This is a genomic window from Salmonella sp. 32070601201500089SM, from assembly GCF_017573605.1.
GTDB lineage: Bacteria > Pseudomonadota > Gammaproteobacteria > Enterobacterales > Enterobacteriaceae > Salmonella > Salmonella enterica.
Genome location: NZ_JAGETK010000002.1, coordinates 274,226 through 290,245, shown reverse-complemented (window position 1 = coordinate 290,245; position 16,020 = coordinate 274,226). Strand labels below are relative to the sequence as shown.

Annotated in this window: 20 protein-coding genes and 2 pseudogenes; 10 read left to right on the top strand and 12 right to left on the bottom strand. The window is 51.4% G+C overall.

Annotated elements, in window-relative coordinates:
- The first annotated feature begins 99 nt into the window (after nt 1-99).
- Nucleotides 100-846 carry a thiol:disulfide interchange protein DsbG gene (dsbG, locus tag J4728_RS04960; protein ID WP_208211345.1) on the top strand — a complete coding sequence of 249 codons (747 nt, stop codon included), beginning with the start codon at nt 100-102 and terminating at the stop codon, nt 844-846.
- Nucleotides 847-1,162: 316 nt separating this feature from the next.
- A pseudogene (locus tag J4728_RS04955) lies at nt 1,163-1,726 on the top strand (LysR family transcriptional regulator); the annotation flags it as partial.
- 2 nt (nt 1,727-1,728) lie between these two features.
- Here J4728_RS04955 and J4728_RS04950 read toward each other — a convergent pair.
- A complete protein-coding gene (locus tag J4728_RS04950; RefSeq protein ID WP_208211342.1) occupies nt 1,729-2,766 on the bottom strand; it encodes an IS630 family transposase in 1,038 nt (345 codons plus the stop codon).
- A 606-nt stretch (nt 2,767-3,372) separates the two neighbouring features.
- Between J4728_RS04950 and spvR the strand changes: the two genes are divergently transcribed.
- The 7 genes and pseudogenes from spvR (at nt 3,373) to spvD (ending at nt 9,419) form a co-directional block, all read left to right on the top strand.
- Nucleotides 3,373-4,266, top strand: coding sequence for a virulence genes transcriptional activator SpvR (gene spvR / locus J4728_RS04940; protein ID WP_208211395.1), 894 nt, complete (start codon nt 3,373-3,375; stop codon nt 4,264-4,266).
- 97 nt (nt 4,267-4,363) lie between these two features.
- A pseudogene (locus J4728_RS04935) lies at nt 4,364-4,604 on the top strand (lysozyme); the annotation flags it as partial.
- A gap of 173 nt (nt 4,605-4,777) precedes the next feature.
- Nucleotides 4,778-5,545: a virulence protein SpvA gene (gene spvA / locus J4728_RS04930; RefSeq protein WP_001541537.1), complete on the top strand. Its 768-nt coding sequence runs from the start codon at nt 4,778-4,780 to the stop codon at nt 5,543-5,545.
- Complete coding sequence (locus tag J4728_RS04925) at nt 5,508-5,675, top strand: hypothetical protein (RefSeq protein WP_001526987.1); 168 nt, start codon at nt 5,508-5,510, stop codon at nt 5,673-5,675. Before spvA ends, J4728_RS04925 begins: the two co-directional genes overlap by 38 nt.
- Nucleotides 5,676-5,726: 51 nt before the next feature.
- Nucleotides 5,727-7,502 (top strand): SPI-2 type III secretion system effector NAD(+)--protein-arginine ADP-ribosyltransferase SpvB, encoded by a 1,776-nt coding sequence (gene spvB / locus J4728_RS04920; RefSeq protein ID WP_001676648.1) that lies wholly within the window; start codon nt 5,727-5,729, stop codon nt 7,500-7,502.
- Nucleotides 7,503-7,781: 279 nt separating this feature from the next.
- Complete coding sequence (spvC, locus tag J4728_RS04915; protein WP_001122242.1) at nt 7,782-8,507, top strand: type III secretion system effector phosphothreonine lyase SpvC; 726 nt, start codon at nt 7,782-7,784, stop codon at nt 8,505-8,507.
- Between the two features lie 261 nt (nt 8,508-8,768).
- Nucleotides 8,769-9,419 (top strand): SPI-2 type III secretion system effector cysteine hydrolase SpvD, encoded by a 651-nt coding sequence (gene spvD, locus J4728_RS04910; RefSeq protein WP_058107030.1) that lies wholly within the window; start codon nt 8,769-8,771, stop codon nt 9,417-9,419.
- 126 nt (nt 9,420-9,545) lie between these two features.
- On the opposite strand, the gene tnpA is transcribed toward spvD, so the two are convergent.
- Nucleotides 9,546-9,971: an IS200/IS605 family transposase gene (tnpA, locus tag J4728_RS04905; protein WP_000064919.1), complete on the bottom strand. Its 426-nt coding sequence runs from the start codon at nt 9,969-9,971 to the stop codon at nt 9,546-9,548.
- 56 nt (nt 9,972-10,027) lie between these two features.
- Between tnpA and J4728_RS04900 the strand changes: the two genes are divergently transcribed.
- Nucleotides 10,028-10,378 (top strand): helix-turn-helix domain-containing protein, encoded by a 351-nt coding sequence (locus J4728_RS04900; RefSeq protein WP_001541541.1) that lies wholly within the window; start codon nt 10,028-10,030, stop codon nt 10,376-10,378.
- A 66-nt stretch (nt 10,379-10,444) separates the two neighbouring features.
- Here the strand turns inward: J4728_RS04900 and J4728_RS04895 are convergent, their stop codons facing one another.
- The 10 genes from J4728_RS04895 to ccdA form a co-directional block, all read right to left on the bottom strand.
- Nucleotides 10,445-10,990, bottom strand: a complete 546-nt coding sequence (locus J4728_RS04895; RefSeq protein WP_071591236.1) for an inverse autotransporter beta domain-containing protein — start codon at nt 10,988-10,990, stop codon at nt 10,445-10,447.
- Nucleotides 10,885-11,478, bottom strand: a complete 594-nt coding sequence (locus tag J4728_RS24155; RefSeq protein WP_001676645.1) for a LysM peptidoglycan-binding domain-containing protein — start codon at nt 11,476-11,478, stop codon at nt 10,885-10,887. The genes J4728_RS04895 and J4728_RS24155 overlap by 106 nt, the downstream gene beginning before the upstream one ends.
- 246 nt (nt 11,479-11,724) lie before the next feature.
- A complete protein-coding gene (locus J4728_RS04885) occupies nt 11,725-12,210 on the bottom strand; it encodes a membrane protein (RefSeq protein WP_000905606.1) in 486 nt (161 codons plus the stop codon).
- On the bottom strand, nt 12,204-12,713 hold the full coding sequence (locus J4728_RS04880) for a CaiF/GrlA family transcriptional regulator (RefSeq protein WP_001541544.1): 510 nt from the start codon (nt 12,711-12,713) through the stop codon (nt 12,204-12,206). The genes J4728_RS04885 and J4728_RS04880 overlap by 7 nt, the downstream gene beginning before the upstream one ends.
- 3 nt (nt 12,714-12,716) lie before the next feature.
- Nucleotides 12,717-13,430 carry an EAL domain-containing protein gene (locus J4728_RS04875; RefSeq protein ID WP_000545756.1) on the bottom strand — a complete coding sequence of 238 codons (714 nt, stop codon included), beginning with the start codon at nt 13,428-13,430 and terminating at the stop codon, nt 12,717-12,719.
- Nucleotides 13,431-13,438: 8 nt separating this feature from the next.
- Entirely contained in the window at nt 13,439-14,221 is a 783-nt protein-coding gene (locus J4728_RS04870) for a site-specific integrase (RefSeq protein ID WP_000082169.1), read from the bottom strand.
- A 34-nt stretch (nt 14,222-14,255) separates the two neighbouring features.
- Complete coding sequence (locus J4728_RS04865) at nt 14,256-14,777, bottom strand: hypothetical protein (protein WP_000198608.1); 522 nt, start codon at nt 14,775-14,777, stop codon at nt 14,256-14,258.
- Nucleotides 14,774-15,064 (bottom strand): hypothetical protein, encoded by a 291-nt coding sequence (locus J4728_RS04860; RefSeq protein ID WP_001266176.1) that lies wholly within the window; start codon nt 15,062-15,064, stop codon nt 14,774-14,776. The genes J4728_RS04865 and J4728_RS04860 overlap by 4 nt, the downstream gene beginning before the upstream one ends.
- A gap of 1 nt (nt 15,065) precedes the next feature.
- Nucleotides 15,066-15,371 (bottom strand): type II toxin-antitoxin system toxin CcdB, encoded by a 306-nt coding sequence (gene ccdB, locus J4728_RS04855; RefSeq protein ID WP_001159863.1) that lies wholly within the window; start codon nt 15,369-15,371, stop codon nt 15,066-15,068.
- Between the two features lies 1 nt (nt 15,372).
- Entirely contained in the window at nt 15,373-15,591 is a 219-nt protein-coding gene (gene ccdA / locus J4728_RS04850; protein WP_000813641.1) for a type II toxin-antitoxin system antitoxin CcdA, read from the bottom strand.
- Nucleotides 15,592-16,020 lie beyond the last annotated feature (429 nt).

Below are 16,020 nucleotides of genomic sequence, written 5' to 3'. Positions count from 1 at the left end.
AGCACAGAAAGGGCAATCCTGGCACGCCAGCTCTTACCTATGTCTGTGATAGGCATCATCATTAATACTCTTTTCGCTTTGATATTAAAAGGAAAAAATATGATTAAACGTACATTGCTGCTTGCTATGCTGCCCATTCTCGCCCACGCGGAAGAACTGCCTGCGCCGGTTAAAGCCATTGAAAAACAGGGTATAACTATCCTGAAATCCTTCGAGGCGCCGGGGGGCATGAAGGGCTATCTCGGAAAGTATCAGGATATGGGCGTCACGATTTACCTGACGCCGGACGGTAAACACGCGATTTCCGGCTATATGTATAATGAAAAAGGCGAAAATCTTAGCAACGCCCTGATAGAAAAAGAGATCTATGCGCCGGCCGGACGTGAAATGTGGCAGAAAATGGAAAAAGCGTCATGGATACTCGACGGTAAAAAAGACGCGCCGGTGGTGCTGTATGTCTTCGCCGACCCTTTCTGCCCCTATTGTAAGCAGTTTTGGCAACAAGCTCGTCCGTGGGTCGAATCCGGCAAGGTACAATTACGCACATTACTGGTCGGCGTGATTAAACCGGAAAGCCCGGCCACAGCCGCAGCGATTTTAGCCGCGACAGACCCGGCGAAAACCTGGCATGACTATGAAGCCTCCGCAGGAAAGATGAAGCTGGAGGTTCCGGCGTCCATCCCCCCGGCGCAGATGAAAGTCATTAATCAGAATCAGCAGCTAATGGACGATCTTGGCGCTAACGCGACGCCAGCAATTTATTACATGAATAAAGATAAGATTTTGCAACAGGTTGTGGGTTTACCGGAAAAAGCGCAACTGGACGCCATGATGGGGCAGCCTTAACGCAGAAATTAGCAAAGCTGGAGCTTAACCGTACCACGCCCGATAGCGCTACGTTTGTCGGGCCAACCTCTGACTGGCATTAACGCAACGCCAGACCAGCATGTCATCCGACACAGCCTTTTTAGACTAACGGCGTGGTTATAAAAGTGTACGTTATGTCCGCCTTTACTGTAATTATTTACTCGCTAAAATATTCATAACTGTGGTATTTTAGTTTAAATAAACTCTACATTAAGTTTAATAAACATAACTCTGGTAAATTATTGAGATTAAGTCATAATCATGGAAGATACCATGATAATGCCGGGAACATACTATGGCTAACCTTTACGACCTTAAAAAATTTGATCTTAACCTGTTGGTTATATTTGAATGTATCTATCAACATTTAAGCATTAGCAAAGCAGCAGAAACACTCTATATTACACCTTCTGCCGTAAGCCAGTCATTGCAACGCCTGCGCACGCAATTCAACGACCCTCTATTTATTCGTTCAGGCAAAGGAATTACGCCTACCGTAACAGGCATTAATTTACATTATCATTTAGAAAATAATCTTAACAGCCTGAAACAAACTATTAATATAATGAATCAGTCCAGCCTGAAGAAAAAATTTATTATCTACAGCCCACAGCTGTTGATCACCCAATATGTGATGAAATTAGTTAAATATATCCGCAAAGATCCACAGGTTGAAATTGAACATCACGACATTTTGACCACTGACGAACTGCCTGAAGATCTGCTTGCCTACCGCAAAGCAGATATTGTGGTTTCAATGGCCCCACTGAATAATCGTTCTATTGTTTGTACTCACTTTAATAGGCTAGAATGCATCCTGGTTTGCAGTGAAAACCATCCCCGACTAAATAGCTTCGCATATTACCGCTCCACTTTAGCCAGACCCTGTTGATTGCCGGGAAACAGTGAAGCGGCATTCATAAATTGTGCTACCTGTTTCAGTAACTGCCACATGTACCGACACTGATGATTTCTCGTTATGGTTTCGTGTAACGACAACCACAGTCGCTCTATCGGATTCAGCCACGGCGAATACATCGGCAGGAACAGCAACCGGAACTTCGGGTTTTCTTCCAGCCAGCGTTCCACTTTGCGGCTTTTATGGATGATGTAGTTATCCGCCACCAGTGTGATGGTTTTCGCCCGCCTGTATGTACGGCGTAACGTTTCTAACAGACTGATAAATAAATCAGAACTCTTGCTGCTGCCACTGACGTAGTGAACCCGTCCCGTACCTGAATGCAGTGCGCCTGCCAGATAATGCTTCTGGTTCTGTCCCGGCGTGGCGATGCGTTTCTGTTGCCCTTTGGGCATCCAGTCAGCGCCAATTTTTGGGTTCAGGTCGATGTCGACTTCATCCTGATAAAACACAGGATGTGCAGTCTGCTCCTGAGCCAGCGCCTGATCAATGACAAGCCGTTTTTCTTCATAGTGCGGATCTTTGATTTTCAGCGTTGGCGCTGCCCTGCGCCAGACCATATCTGCCTGCCTCAGATATCGGTGCAGGGTGGAGCGGTGCAGCGTCACATCAAAAAGTCGGTTGATGACGAGTGCCAGAAGCTCCGTGCTCCAGCGTGAGCGCAGCCAGCCAAAATCCTTCGGGGAACGCTGTACCAATAGTGACAAGAGCTGAAGGATATCAGCGACCGGCCAGCGTGGAGCACGTCCGGGTCTGAGGCTTTTTAGTCCTTCAACACCATGTAAAGTAAACCAGTTTATCCATCGACCAACGGATGAACGGGCGGCACAGAGTAATCTGGCAACGTCAGTGACGGTCATTCCCTGATGCAGCATCAGCATGGCGATAAGCCGTCGCGCATGGTTTTTATCGTGGGTTTGTTGGGCCTCTTTGCGCATCAGTTGTCGTTCTTCATCAGGAATTGCTGCTATGATCGGCATCGCTCAGTCCGGTTGGTGATTTGTGATGTTTGGCGATTGATCAGATCGCACAATCCGGGCTGAGTTCCCTTTCAGTGATCTACTATTTTGCGAAGCTATTTAGTGCACACTAATCGATTTTTCAGACAACCTTTCTCGCCTGGCGTGAGTTTTCGTTCGACTGAACCTATAAAAAGGCTCTGCATTCTGTCCTGTAGTGCGCCAGGCCTAATAACGCCTCCCGTTTAATTCCGGCCCGGTCGTACATCGGTTCTGTTCATTTATGGGATCGCGACTTTTTCGTTGTAATGCTTCAAGAGCGATTTTTTGTTCTGCGGTCAACTCAACATTCATAGCCATCAGCATGATCCTGATTATTTTTGAAACCAAGCATCTTCATTGATCATGGGTATACATCGTTGTTATCCAGCTATACATCATAACAGGTCAATTAAATCCACTCAGAAATAAAGTCAGGGTATGCATAAAATCTATCGCCCATAATCCTACCCAGTAACACCATGATTAGTAAGAACTAATCAGTCTGTGCAAAAACAGGTCACCGCCATCCTGTTTTTGCACATCAAAACATTTTTTCAGGATTATTCTGAAAAAAAAGGAGATATTATGGATTTCTTGATTAATAAAAAATTAAAAATTTTCATAACACTGATGGAAACAGGTTCCTTCAGTATCGCAACATCAGTACTGTATATCACCCGAACCCCGCTGAGCAGGGTTATTTCAGACCTGGAAAGAGAGCTGAAACAAAGACTCTTTATACGGAAGAATGGCACTCTTATCCCAACCGAATTTGCACAAACTATTTATCGAAAAGTAAAATCCCATTATATTTTCTTACATGCACTGGAGCAGGAAATCGGACCTACGGGTAAAACGAAACAACTAGAAATAATATTTGACGAAATTTATCCGGAAAGTTTAAAAAATCTGATCATTTCAGCACTGACCATTTCCGGCCAAAAAACAAATATAATGGGGAGAGCCGTTAACAGCCAAATAATAGAAGAACTGTGTCAGACAAACAACTGCATTGTTATTTCTGCCAGAAATTATTTTCATCGGGAATCGCTTGTCTGCCGGACATCAGTGGAGGGTGGGGTCATGTTATTTATTCCTAAAAAATTCTTTCTCTGCGGCAAACCTGATATCAACAGGCTGGCCGGAACACCTGTACTTTTTCATGAGGGGGCTAAAAATTTTAATCAGGACACCATATACCATTTTTTTGAACAGACACTAGGTATTACCAACCCTGCATTCAATTTTGATAACGTCGATTTGTTCAGTTCACTGTACCGGTTACAACAAGGGCTGGCGATGTTACTCATCCCCGTCAGAGTCTGTCGGGCTCTGGGATTATCAACAGATCACGCACTGCACATCAAAGGCGTAGCGCTCTGTACCTCCTTGTATTACCCGACCAAGAAACGGGAGACACCAGATTATCGTAAAGCTATAAAACTGATACAGCAGGAACTGAAACAGTCCACCTTCTGACCTTATGCAGCGTAAGGGCCGCAACACCTGTATTCACGGCATTTGCCAGATTCAGATTGTCAGCAATCCCCATCCTCCATAGCGGTAGTTCACCGCGGAGCATGGAGTAAACCGGCTGGTCGCCGTCAATCTGACACAGAATCAGTTTGATGCTCTGGTGGATTACCTAAAACATGGGCATTAACGCGCTGGCTCACGCCACTTTACTGAAGAAACTGAATAACGGTGACTATGACGGCGCAGCGAATGAATTCCTGAAATGGGACCACGCCAGCGGTCAGGTTGTTCCCGGCCTGACCCGACGCCGGAGCGCTGAACGTTGTTTATTCCTGAGTTAATTTGTTGTGCCATCTTTGCACACCGGGAACCGCGATTCCGCACAGCAGAAAAATAGCACATAAATAAACTCAATATAAGCCACTCATTTTCTGGCAATACAAAATAATTCCCCTGCAGACATTATCAGTCTTCAGGATTTCATTCTGTTTATTTTCAGGAGTCATCATTATTTATGAATATGAATCAGACCACCAGTCCGGCACTTTCACAGGTCGAAACCGCCATCCGGGTCCCGGCAGGGAATTTTGCAAAATATAATTATTATTCCGTGTTTGATATTGTCCGTCAGACCCGTAAACAGTTTATTAACGCCAATATGTCATGGCCGGGCTCCCGCGGAGGTAAAGCCTGGGACCTGGCGATGGGCCAGGCGCAGTATATCCGCTGCATGTTCCGAGAAAATCAATTGACCCGCAGAGTTCGGGGGACCTTGCAGCAGACACCGGACAATGGCACGAACCTGAGCAGTTCCGCTGTCGGCGGTATTCAGGGACAGGCAGAGCGTCGGCCGGACCTGGCCACCCTGATGGTTGTTAATGATGCCATTAACCAGCAAATACCGACCCTGCTGCCGTATCATTTTCCACACGACCAGGTGGAGTTATCTCTGCTGAATACCGATGTGTCGCTGGAAGATATTATCAGCGAGAGCAGCATTGACTGGCCGTGGTTCCTGAGCAACTCGCTGACCGGCGATAACAGTAACTATGCCATGGAGCTCGCCAGCCGGCTGTCACCAGAGCAGCAGACACTGCCGACCGAGCCGGACAACAGTACCGCCACTGACCTGACCTCTTTTTACCAGACCAATCTGGGGCTGAAAACCGCCGACTATACGCCATTTGAAGCACTGAATACCTTTGCCCGACAGTTAGCGATTACCGTTCCCCCAGGTGGAACAGTTGATTGCGGGTACTCTGCGTGCCAGCCGGCAGTTTAGCTTCCCGCGCTACCAGAGTAGTGAGCAGCAGACCATTCTGCAGAATCTGAGCGACGTCATTGTTCAGGTGCATTCTACCGCGCTGTACGGCGGCAGCACTTTTGAACAGGCCGTAGAGCAGACGCTGTAAGCAGAAAATATACCTGGCCATCGTCAGACGGCCAGTTTCAGGAGATAGTGTATGTTGATACTAAATGGTTTTTCATCTGCCACTTTAGCGCTGATCACTCCCCCTTTCCTGCCAAAAGGGGGCAAGGCGCTGAGTCAGTCAGGCCCTGACGGCCTAGCCAGTATAACGCTGCCTCTGCCCATCAGCGCCGAACGCGGCTTTGCGCCTGCGCTGGCGCTGCACTACAGCAGCGGTGGCGGCAATGGCCCCTTCGGCGTGGGCTGGTCCTGCGCGACAATGAGCATTGCCCGCCGCACCAGCCATGGCGTGCCGCAGTATAACGACAGCGATGAGTTTCTGGGGCCGGACGGAGAAGTGCTGGTTCAAACGCTCAGCACCGGTGATGCCCCCAATCCCGTCACCTGCTTCGCGTACGGTGACGTATCGTTCCCGCAAAGCTACACGGTGACCCGCTATCAGCCCCGCACGGAGAGCAGTTTTTATCGCCTGGAGTACTGGGTGGGCAACAGCAACGGCGATGATTTCTGGTTACTGCATGACAGTAACGGCATCCTGCACCTGCTGGGGAAAACCGCCGCAGCACGCCTCAGCGATCCGCAGGCCGCCTCTCATACGGCGCAATGGCTGGTTGAGGAGTCGGTGACCCCTGCCGGCGAGCATATCTATTACTCCTACCTGGCGGAGAACGGTGACAATGTGGACCTCAATGGGAACGAGGCCGGACGCGATCGCAGCGCCATGCGCTATCTCAGCAAGGTACAGTATGGCAACGCGACCCCCGCCGCCGATCTGTACCTCTGGACTAGCGCCACACCCGCGGTACAGTGGCTGTTCACCCTAGTGTTTGACTACGGCGAACGTGGTGTAGATCCACAGGTACCGCCTGCATTCACTGCTCAGAACAGCTGGCTCGCCCGCCAGGATCCCTTCTCCCTGTATAACTACGGCTTTGAGATCCGCCTCCATCGCCTGTGCCGCCAAGTCCTGATGTTCCACCACTTTCCTGATGAACTGGGTGAAGCCGATACGCTGGTTTCCCGTCTGCTGCTGGAGTATGACGAAAATCCGATACTGACACAGCTTTGCGCTGCTCGGACGCTGGCCTATGAAGGCGACGGTTATAGAAGAGCTCCTGTCAACAATATGATGCCACCGCCACCGCCTCCTCCGATGATGGGAGGTAATTCATCTCGACCAAAATCAAAATGGGCGATTGTAGAGGAATCAAAGCAGATTCAAGCTCTGAGGTACTATTCAGCTCAAGGGTACAGTGTGATTAATAAATATTTACGTGGGGATGATTATCCTGAAACACAGGCAAAAGAAACTCTGCTCTCCAGAGACTATCTTTCCACAAATGAACCCAGTGATGAGGAGTTTAAAAATGCCATGTCAGTTTATATAAATGATATTGCGGAGGGATTAAGTTCACTTCCCGAAACAGATCACAGAGTCGTATACCGGGGCCTGAAGCTTGATAAGCCCGCATTATCGGATGTGCTGAAGGAATACACTACTATAGGTAATATAATAATAGATAAAGCTTTTATGAGTACATCGCCAGATAAGGCATGGATAAATGACACTATTCTCAACATATACCTAGAAAAAGGACATAAAGGTAGAATACTCGGAGATGTTGCACATTTTAAGGGAGAGGCAGAGATGCTTTTCCCTCCAAATACTAAACTCAAAATCGAAAGCATTGTAAATTGTGGATCCCAAGACTTTGCAAGCCAGCTTAGTAAGCTGAGATTAAGTGATGATGCAACTGCTGACACAAACAGGATAAAAAGAATAATAAACATGAGGGTACTCAACTCATAGATACTAAGAATCTATTCCAGAAGTGGTATGAGCGGCCTAGCTCTATAAGGGGTTATACTCCGGAACCCCAGATTTTTCCGTCACCCTAGGCCCGCAAAGTAGTGCATCTAAACTTTTGCCATTACCCTTCTTTAACTTTCTGCTCGGAACGGACCGAAATATCATTTTTTCGCCTGATAAAAAATGAGGTTTTCTGGATAACTAATCGTTTTATTAAAAAAACTGAGAATTTATATCTAATAATATGGCGATATATCCATATCGCAAAGGAGATTTCCCATGCCCATAAATAGGCCTAATCTAAATCTAAACATCCCTCCTTTGAATATTGTAGCTGCTTATGATGGGGCGGAAATACCATCTACAAATAAGCACCTGAAAAATAATTTCAACTCCTTGCACAACCAAATGCGGAAGATGCCGGTATCCCACTTTAAAGAGGCGCTGGATGTGCCTGACTATTCAGGGATGCGCCAGAGTGGTTTCTTTGCTATGAGCCAAGGTTTTCAGCTGAATAACCATGGTTACGATGTTTTCATCCATGCTCGTCGAGAATCACCTCAGTCTCAGGGCAAATTTGCCGGTGACAAGTTCCACATCAGTGTGCTCAGGGATATGGTGCCACAAGCATTTCAAGCGCTGTCCGGATTGCTGTTTTCAGAGGACAGTCCGGTAGATAAGTGGAAAGTGACCGATATGGAGAAGGTCGTTCAACAAGCCCGTGTTAGCCTGGGCGCTCAGTTCACGTTGTATATAAAACCAGACCAGGAAAATTCGCAGTACAGTGCGTCGTTTCTCCACAAGACACGGCAATTTATAGAGTGTCTGGAATCCAGACTATCCGAAAATGGGGTTATTTCAGGACAGTGTCCTGAGTCAGACGTTCATCCTGAAAATTGGAAATATCTCAGTTATCGTAATGAACTACGAAGTGGGCGTGATGGTGGTGAAATGCAGAGACAGGCTTTACGTGAGGAACCGTTTTATCGTTTGATGACAGAGTAAGTATGGGTTTGGGGAGCAACGGAACAGTAAACGCCGTTAAACAGCTATTTTAAATGCTCATTAATTTATTAATCAATAAATTACAAATTTTCATTGAAGGCTCCCCCCTTACTGACGAATTCCGGCACCGTAAAGGAATAACGCTCATACATATTGATATGTCCGCACTGTAATGGTGAAAATTACATAAGCAAGAGCGTTTTTTGAAAAAATATTATATTTAATGTTTTGTAATACGCATTTTATTGAGGTAGTGTAACTATGAGAGTTTCTGGTAGTGCGTCATCCCAAGATATAATATCACGTATAAATTCAAAAAATATCAATAATAATGATTCAAATGAAGTCAAGAGAATTAAAGATGCGCTTTGTATTGAATCAAAAGAGAGAATTTTGTATCCACAAAATTTGAGTCGAGATAATTTAAAACAAATGGCTAGATATGTAAATAATACATACGTCCATTACTCTGGGAACTGCGTTTTATTATCAGCGTGTTTACATTATAACATACATCACCGACAGGATATATTAAGTTCGAAGAACACTGCCTCTCCTACAGTGGGATTAGACAGCGCCATTGTTGATAAAATCATTTTTGGTCATGAGCTTAACCAATCATATTGTTTAAATTCCATCGATGAGGTGGAAAAAGAAATATTAAACCGTTATGACATTAAGAGGGAAAGTTCTTTTATCATTAGCGCAGAGAACTACATAGCTCCAATAATTGGCGAATGTGGACATGATTTCAACGCTGTGGTTATCTGTGAATATGATAAAAAACCATATGTACAATTCATTGATTCTTGGAAAACATCCAACATACTTCCTAGCTTACAAGAAATAAAAAAACACTTCTCATCATCAGGGGAATTTTATGTCAGGGCTTATGATGAAAAACACGATTGATAACTTTTTTAAATATTCATTTTATGAATGGTAAGTTAATAGAGGGCCTTAGCAAGATCCGCTGTAAACCCTCGCCCAATGCGGGCGGGGATATAAGGCGAAAAGCCCGAAGGGCTTTAGGGCAGGCTACTCCGGCGTATTCTGTCTGAGCACGTATGCTTTAAGCGTTTCTATCGTGGCACCACCGGCGCTACAGGCAAAGTAAGAACGAGACCACAGCAGCCCGGTTTTGCTCTGCATCCGCAAGTGGGTATTCTGCTGACGGAGAAGCCGCGACGATACCGACTTTAAATTATTTACCATCACGCTGACCCCCAGTTTTAGCGGATACGCTATCAGCAGATGGACGTGATCTTGTTCACCATCCATCTCGATAATTTCGCACTCCAACTTTGCCGCAGCCGAACCAAAAGCATCACGTAACTGAGCGATAATCTGCCCGTCAAACAGCTTGCAGCGGTATTTTGTCGTAAAGATTAAATGCACAACCAGCTTACTTACACTATGCCGTTTACGAAGAAAGCCTTCCAGTGATTCGTGGTGATTACTCAATTGAATTTTTCACTTAACATGTTAAAATAAATACAATATATTAATGAGCGCTGAATATGTTAAGAGCCACGAAAGTATGCATATATCCGACACCGGAACAGGCGGAGCACCTTAACGCCCAGTTCGGTGCAGTCCGTTTTGTGTACAGCAAATCTCTGCATATCAAGAAACACGCTTATCAACGACACGGCGTAAGTTTAACCCCGCGTAAAGACATTAAACCGCTTCTGGCTGTAGCGAAAAAATTCCGTAAATTCCGTAAATACGCATGGCTAAAGGAATATGACTCTATTGCGTTGCAACAGGCGGTGATCAATCTCGATGTTGCCTTTTCCAACTGCTTCAATCCGAAGCTAAAAGCCCGCTTCCCTATGTTCAAGCGCAAACACGGCAAGCTGTTGGGGTAAAAGTGCTGGATGGTGCGGTCAGAATCCCGAAAATCCCGGTGATTGAAGCACAATTGCATCGTGAAATTACTGGCACGTCACCTCCTGCTTACGGTACTCGAGGATAATGTCATTGTTACGGTCAGTCAGGTCGTAGCGGCTGCCCGCCAGGCTGCGCAGGGCGCCCACGGCATCCGGATCCAGCTGGCTGCGCAGGCTGTCACCAATGCGGTAACTCGCTTCTGCCCCGAAGCGGGTGTCATGCTCCCCGGCCTTGCCGGCGCGCTGCTCCGCGCTGAGCTTCAGCAGCGGCACCGGAGTCCAGCTGACCCCGGCGGTCAGGGCGTGCGGGTTCTTCTGCCGCTCATCCTTCCCGAACAGGCCCACTTCATTTCCGTAATACTGCTCATACACCATCTTCGCCCCGAGCTGCGGGTACGACGGCAGGTAGCCTTCAGCACGCAGGTCCCAGCCGCTGGCCGGACGCTCTTCGTAGTCCTCCACATCCGGGGAGGTTTTCCAGCCGGTCAGGCCGACATAGGCGTTGGCGGAAAGCTTAAGGAAGTCGCGCCAGTATTCGCCGCCGAAGCCGGCGCGGGCGTGGTCGCGGGAGAGGTCATAGTCGAGGAAGATGTTCGCCCCGAGCATGTCAGACGGCCGGAAGTGACGGTAACCATCCCGGCGGCGGCCTGACCGTCCGGATGGCTGGCGAGGAAGCTGCCGGCCTGTGAGGCCATGCCGGCCATCTGCTGCGCCTGCGCGTCCTCATTTTCCCGGTCAGCAGCAAACGGACCGCGGGCGTCATGGCGGTTATTGTCACCTTTCCCGCCGGTCAGCGGGACCGCCGGCACGTCAAGCTCGTCGCCGGCCTGCAGGTGGTCAAAGCCGCGGGCGAAAGTGCGGAGCCCGTTCAGTTTTTTCAGCTGTGGGACGGTCAGGCCGTGCGCCTGCGCCACCGTCTCCCCCTTTTTCAGGGTATAAGGCACGGTCCGGATCCCGGCGAGGGCGGCATCCCGGTCGGCAGAGAACGGGCTCTGCCCGATCCGGGACGCGATGTCCGCCCGGGCCGTCATGGCCGGCGTGAGCGTTAAAACCAGCGGTGTGGTGGCCTGCAGCCACAATGTGGCCCAGGTACACCCCGTCCACGCCGGGGAGTACAGGAGGATAATTTCATAGTGTCATGTCCGTATAATGAGAACGGTGTGTTACCGGAAGGTGCACGGGGTGATGTGCAGAAACGTTGTGGCTACCGGCGCCGGTCGTCCGGCTGCTGAAAAAGGGCGGCGACCCCGGGTGGAGCATCATGCTGTAGTGCGCCGCAGGGTCAGGCAGGCCGATCACCGGATTGGCCAGCAGCTCCAGGCGGTTCAGCGCGCTGCGGCGATGGCCGTAAAAGGTTTTGGGGCTGATGCCGAGCCGGGCGCCGTGCGCGCGGAGAGGCCGGCGAGCGTGGCACACAGCGCCTGTCGCTCGCGCAGGGAGAGACTCTCCGTCGTCGCCTGCCGCCAGCCCCGCGCACGGCGCAGCCAGCTGCTGACCGCGGCCTTCAGCTGAGTCGCGGAGGCGGTGCGCGGCAGCAGGCAGTCCGGCCTGAGACCGAGGGTGTTCAGGAAGACAGCCTGTCCTCCTGAGCCCAGCAGCGCCAGTTTCAGGGACAGTGATGTCCTGGCGTGATGGCAGGCCGGGACCAGCGATGCCAGCATGCCGGGAGAGGCCGCCAGCAGCACATGGCTGCCTGCCGGCGGCGCGGTCTGTAACCACCGGGCAACACTCATGTTCACGGGGTCCAGATGTGCGAGCAGGCGCGTCAGCGCCAGGCGGGTAAACTGACAGTCACTGACGATAATCAGCATGATGCCTCCCGGACCGGGCAGGCTGCCTGCCAGGCGGCTAGTTTTGCCGTATCACCGCCGGCCGGGCGGGACAGCAGCCAGTGCGCCATCTGGCGGTCATACTGCCGGTCACTCACCTTCCCGCCCGGCCGGTCTGTCCGCTGCCGGCGGATGGTGTCCGGGCGGGATTCCACTGCCCGGATACGCACCACGAGCTGGGCGCGGCCTCCCCGCACGGGGTGCAGGCGGGAATCAAAGCAAATGTCGTCGTCATTGTGACGGTTACAGATGTAATTGAGGATACCGCTGGCACGGCGGGGCTCAATGCTGAACGCCTCGCTGACGTCATCGCGGGTAAACTCCCGGCCCAGAAACAGCCCCCACCAGGCCACGGCCCGGTACAGGGACAGGGTGCCCAGATGGCGGATGCCCGGGGGCATGTAAAACCCTTCATGGTTGCTCTGCCTGCCGGCAACGGTCCGGAATAACAACGGCTGGTTCATAGAAATGACTCCTGTGCGCATAACTTAACCAAAGGCCGGCTGGCTTTTTTGCGTCAGCCGGAAATGAAACAGCCCGAAGGGCATCGGGGCGCCGCAGTGCCAGCCCTGCAGGTAATCGCCCCCCGCGTCCCGCAGGCGCGCCGCCTGCGCCGGGGTCTCGATACCTTCGGCAATGACCCGGGCCCCCTGGCACCGGGCCAGACTGACGGTGCGCGCAATCATCCGATCAGCCACCGTGCTGGCGGGACCGGCATGACCGGTGCCGAAGTCGTCCACGGCGAACCGCAGCCCCCCGGCGGCAAGCTGGCGGAATACCGCCGCCTGAGGAAAGGCGCGGATATCTTCCCGCTCGGTGATTTCAAAGACGGGGGTCATGCCGGCCTGCTCCAGCCGGATGCTGAGGGCCAGCAGGTGCGGACGGAAAAGCGGCGTCATAACCAGGCTCAGGCTGAGATTCAGCGTCATCATCAGCCTGCGGCCGGCACTGCGGGCAAGGTCCTGCCCGTCCCCGCAGACCTCGTCGGCCAGTCCGCGCAGCAGCGCTCCGCCGAGGCCGGTGGCTTCAATGGCGGGAATAAAGTTCCCGGCGCTCAGCAGGCCCTTCTGCGGATGCAGCCAGCGGGCCAGCATTTCGCAGCCCACCACCTCCCCTCCTGTGGCGCAGACAATGGGCTGATAAAACGGCGTAAACTCCCGGTTCCGGATGGCCTGTTGCAGGCGAAAGGCTGAAAAATGCATACACGTCTCTATGAACCTCCTTTGAGCATAGCCACTGCATCAGCACCCGGCATCTGAAACTGCACCCGGTGTCGTGCGGCAACATCAAGCGCAAACACTTTCGTGTACACTTCCGTCGAGCTCACCGATTTGTGTCCCATCAGCGCCTGCAGCACCTTCAGCGGTATGCCGGCGTACAGCATGTGCATCGCATAGGAGTGGCGGAATGTATGGGGTGTCACCGGGACTGAGAACGTCACGTCGTCAGCCGCTGCGGCCTCAACCGCCTCCCCAATCCAGGTACGGACCGTCCGGTCGGTGATCTCCCAGAGGCGCGCCTTTTCCGTTCTGCCGGTACGTCTGTTACGACGCTCCAGCGGGATTTTCAGCGTGGCCACCATCATCTGCAGTTCGCTGACATACTGGTTATCAGAAAGCGGCACCAGGCGGTGGGGCTGGCTGCCGGACGGCATCCGTCCTGCCGTTCTGGCCGCCTTTTCCGCCCGCTGTTTCAGAGTGGCCAGCTGCACAAACGGATAAGGTGGTGCCAGCGAAAAGTCTCCCCGTGTCAGGGCCAGCGCCTCGTTAATCCGTGCGCCGGTATTCCATAGAGTGGCCAGCAGCATCCTGCGATGCAGATCAGGGACGTAGTGGAGCAGGGCACTTACCTCCGGTGCCAGCAGATATTTCGGGTAGTCGTCATGCTGCATTGCCATCTGGCGCAGTGCGAGGGCCGCCGGGTAATCAATGGCCACCGGCAGCAGGGCGGACGCTGCCTGCGTACAGACAGCAGGTAACGGTGGCTGACTCATGTCCTCTTTCCGTTAAGTGAAATCTTCCGGGACATCATGTTTTTTCCCCGGAGTCATCTCTGGTTTCAGTCTGAACCCTGTATAAAGGATACCAGTCGCCGCTGTGACGGTTCTGCCGTTCGGCCACCGGTGTCATGGCCGCAATCGTGGCACGTGAGTAACCCGCTTTCAGCAGCGCCGTACGGGTCAGCAATTGTTTTCCCGGATCGGTCGCGGGCGTGGCGAGCCGTAGCGGATAGAGTGCGCGCAGCCGTTCCGCTTCTGAAGCGTGATACAGTGGCCAGCCCTGACGACGTCCGACATAGGCCGCGCAGGCGCGAAGTTCGTTACGAAACCAGGTGTCGGCCGGAAACCAGCTCGCCGGATGCAAATCCGCAGGTATATCCCGGGAGCCGGCGTACACCGTCGTGAACCGCTCTTCCGGCGTCAGCAGGGACACGGATTTTCCGAAAAAGACCTGTGCAAACTGTTCTGTCGTCTCCCTGACCGGCAGGGCATCCGATGCCGGACTGAGACCGGTGGATTCAGTATCCGGACAGATGCGTGACCGTGTCATGAGGTGGTGTTCTCCCTGTCAGTACGCAGTCGCCAGACCGTCCCGCCGAACTCCGTTCCCCCGAGGGTCTGTGTCCAGGTTTCCTCGCAGACCAGCCACTTCTGTACCACCGCAAAATCCACATGACAGAGTGGGGTATCCCCGCGTTCACCGGGGGTTTCCAGCACAAGCCCGTCCGGAACGATCGGAGAGGGCGTACCCGCCAGTCTGGCGGAGCGGCGCCAGAAACTCCGCACACAGCCGCCCTGACGTAGACTACTGAGCAGCACCTGTTCGCTGACACGCATATCAGATCCCCCGGAACATCAGGTTAATGGCGTTTTTGATATCGTTCTCCCGGAGGCTGAGATCGGCCACCTCTTCCCCGATGACGGTGGCCGGCACACTGGTCATATCCGTGGTCAGCAGGCGGTAAGGCTCATCCCCGATATGCATCACCGGGTAAAGATCGCGGGGAACCTTTTCCGACAGCAGACGGGCGCTGACCAGCGGGACAGCCATCCGCCGTCCGGGGGTGTCAATGATGTCGCTCTGCACGTCCACAAACAGCCGGTAGCGACTCTCCCTTTTACAGGTGTAAACCTTAAACTGCATATCACCAGTTCCTGTTGTCGTCAGCAAACGATCCGTTAGCCTCTATAAAGCTGGCCACCTCAGCCATACCTTCCCGATTTTCTTCCTGCCAGCGTTCGGCTCGCAGACGGCGGGCTTCGTTCTGCATGGTCGTACTGACCAGACCGGAGATATTCACGTCGTATGCCTTGAGCAGCTGATAGCTGTCGCTGTCCACTGTCACTGTAATTCGCTGCTTCATGATTCACCTCTTTTTTACATACTTCAGGTATGCAATTAAGTATACATTCCGATGAAGCAAAAATCTGCCACGCATTGTGAATACTGTTAACCAGCTTATAGTGACTGAGTTAACTGTTCGCCGCCATTATCTACATATCTCTTATATGTATTTTCTCGTGCATTTTACTGATGCATGTTTTCAATCCTTAAAACGCATACTGTTATCACGCTATTAGTAAATCACTCATCTTTTTCATAATGAAACTTTAACCACATGCAATTACAATCCAACTTATAAAAACGTAACGGAATTACAGGACGGCTATTTTCAGGTGATCCGATTTTTTGTCTATTCACGACTTTCCGGAAGTGTACCACGGTCAGGGAATAAGCAAAGCGGTCTTTTCTGCCCCTGCGCGCCGGCTCACAGGGAAGGTTCATAACACAA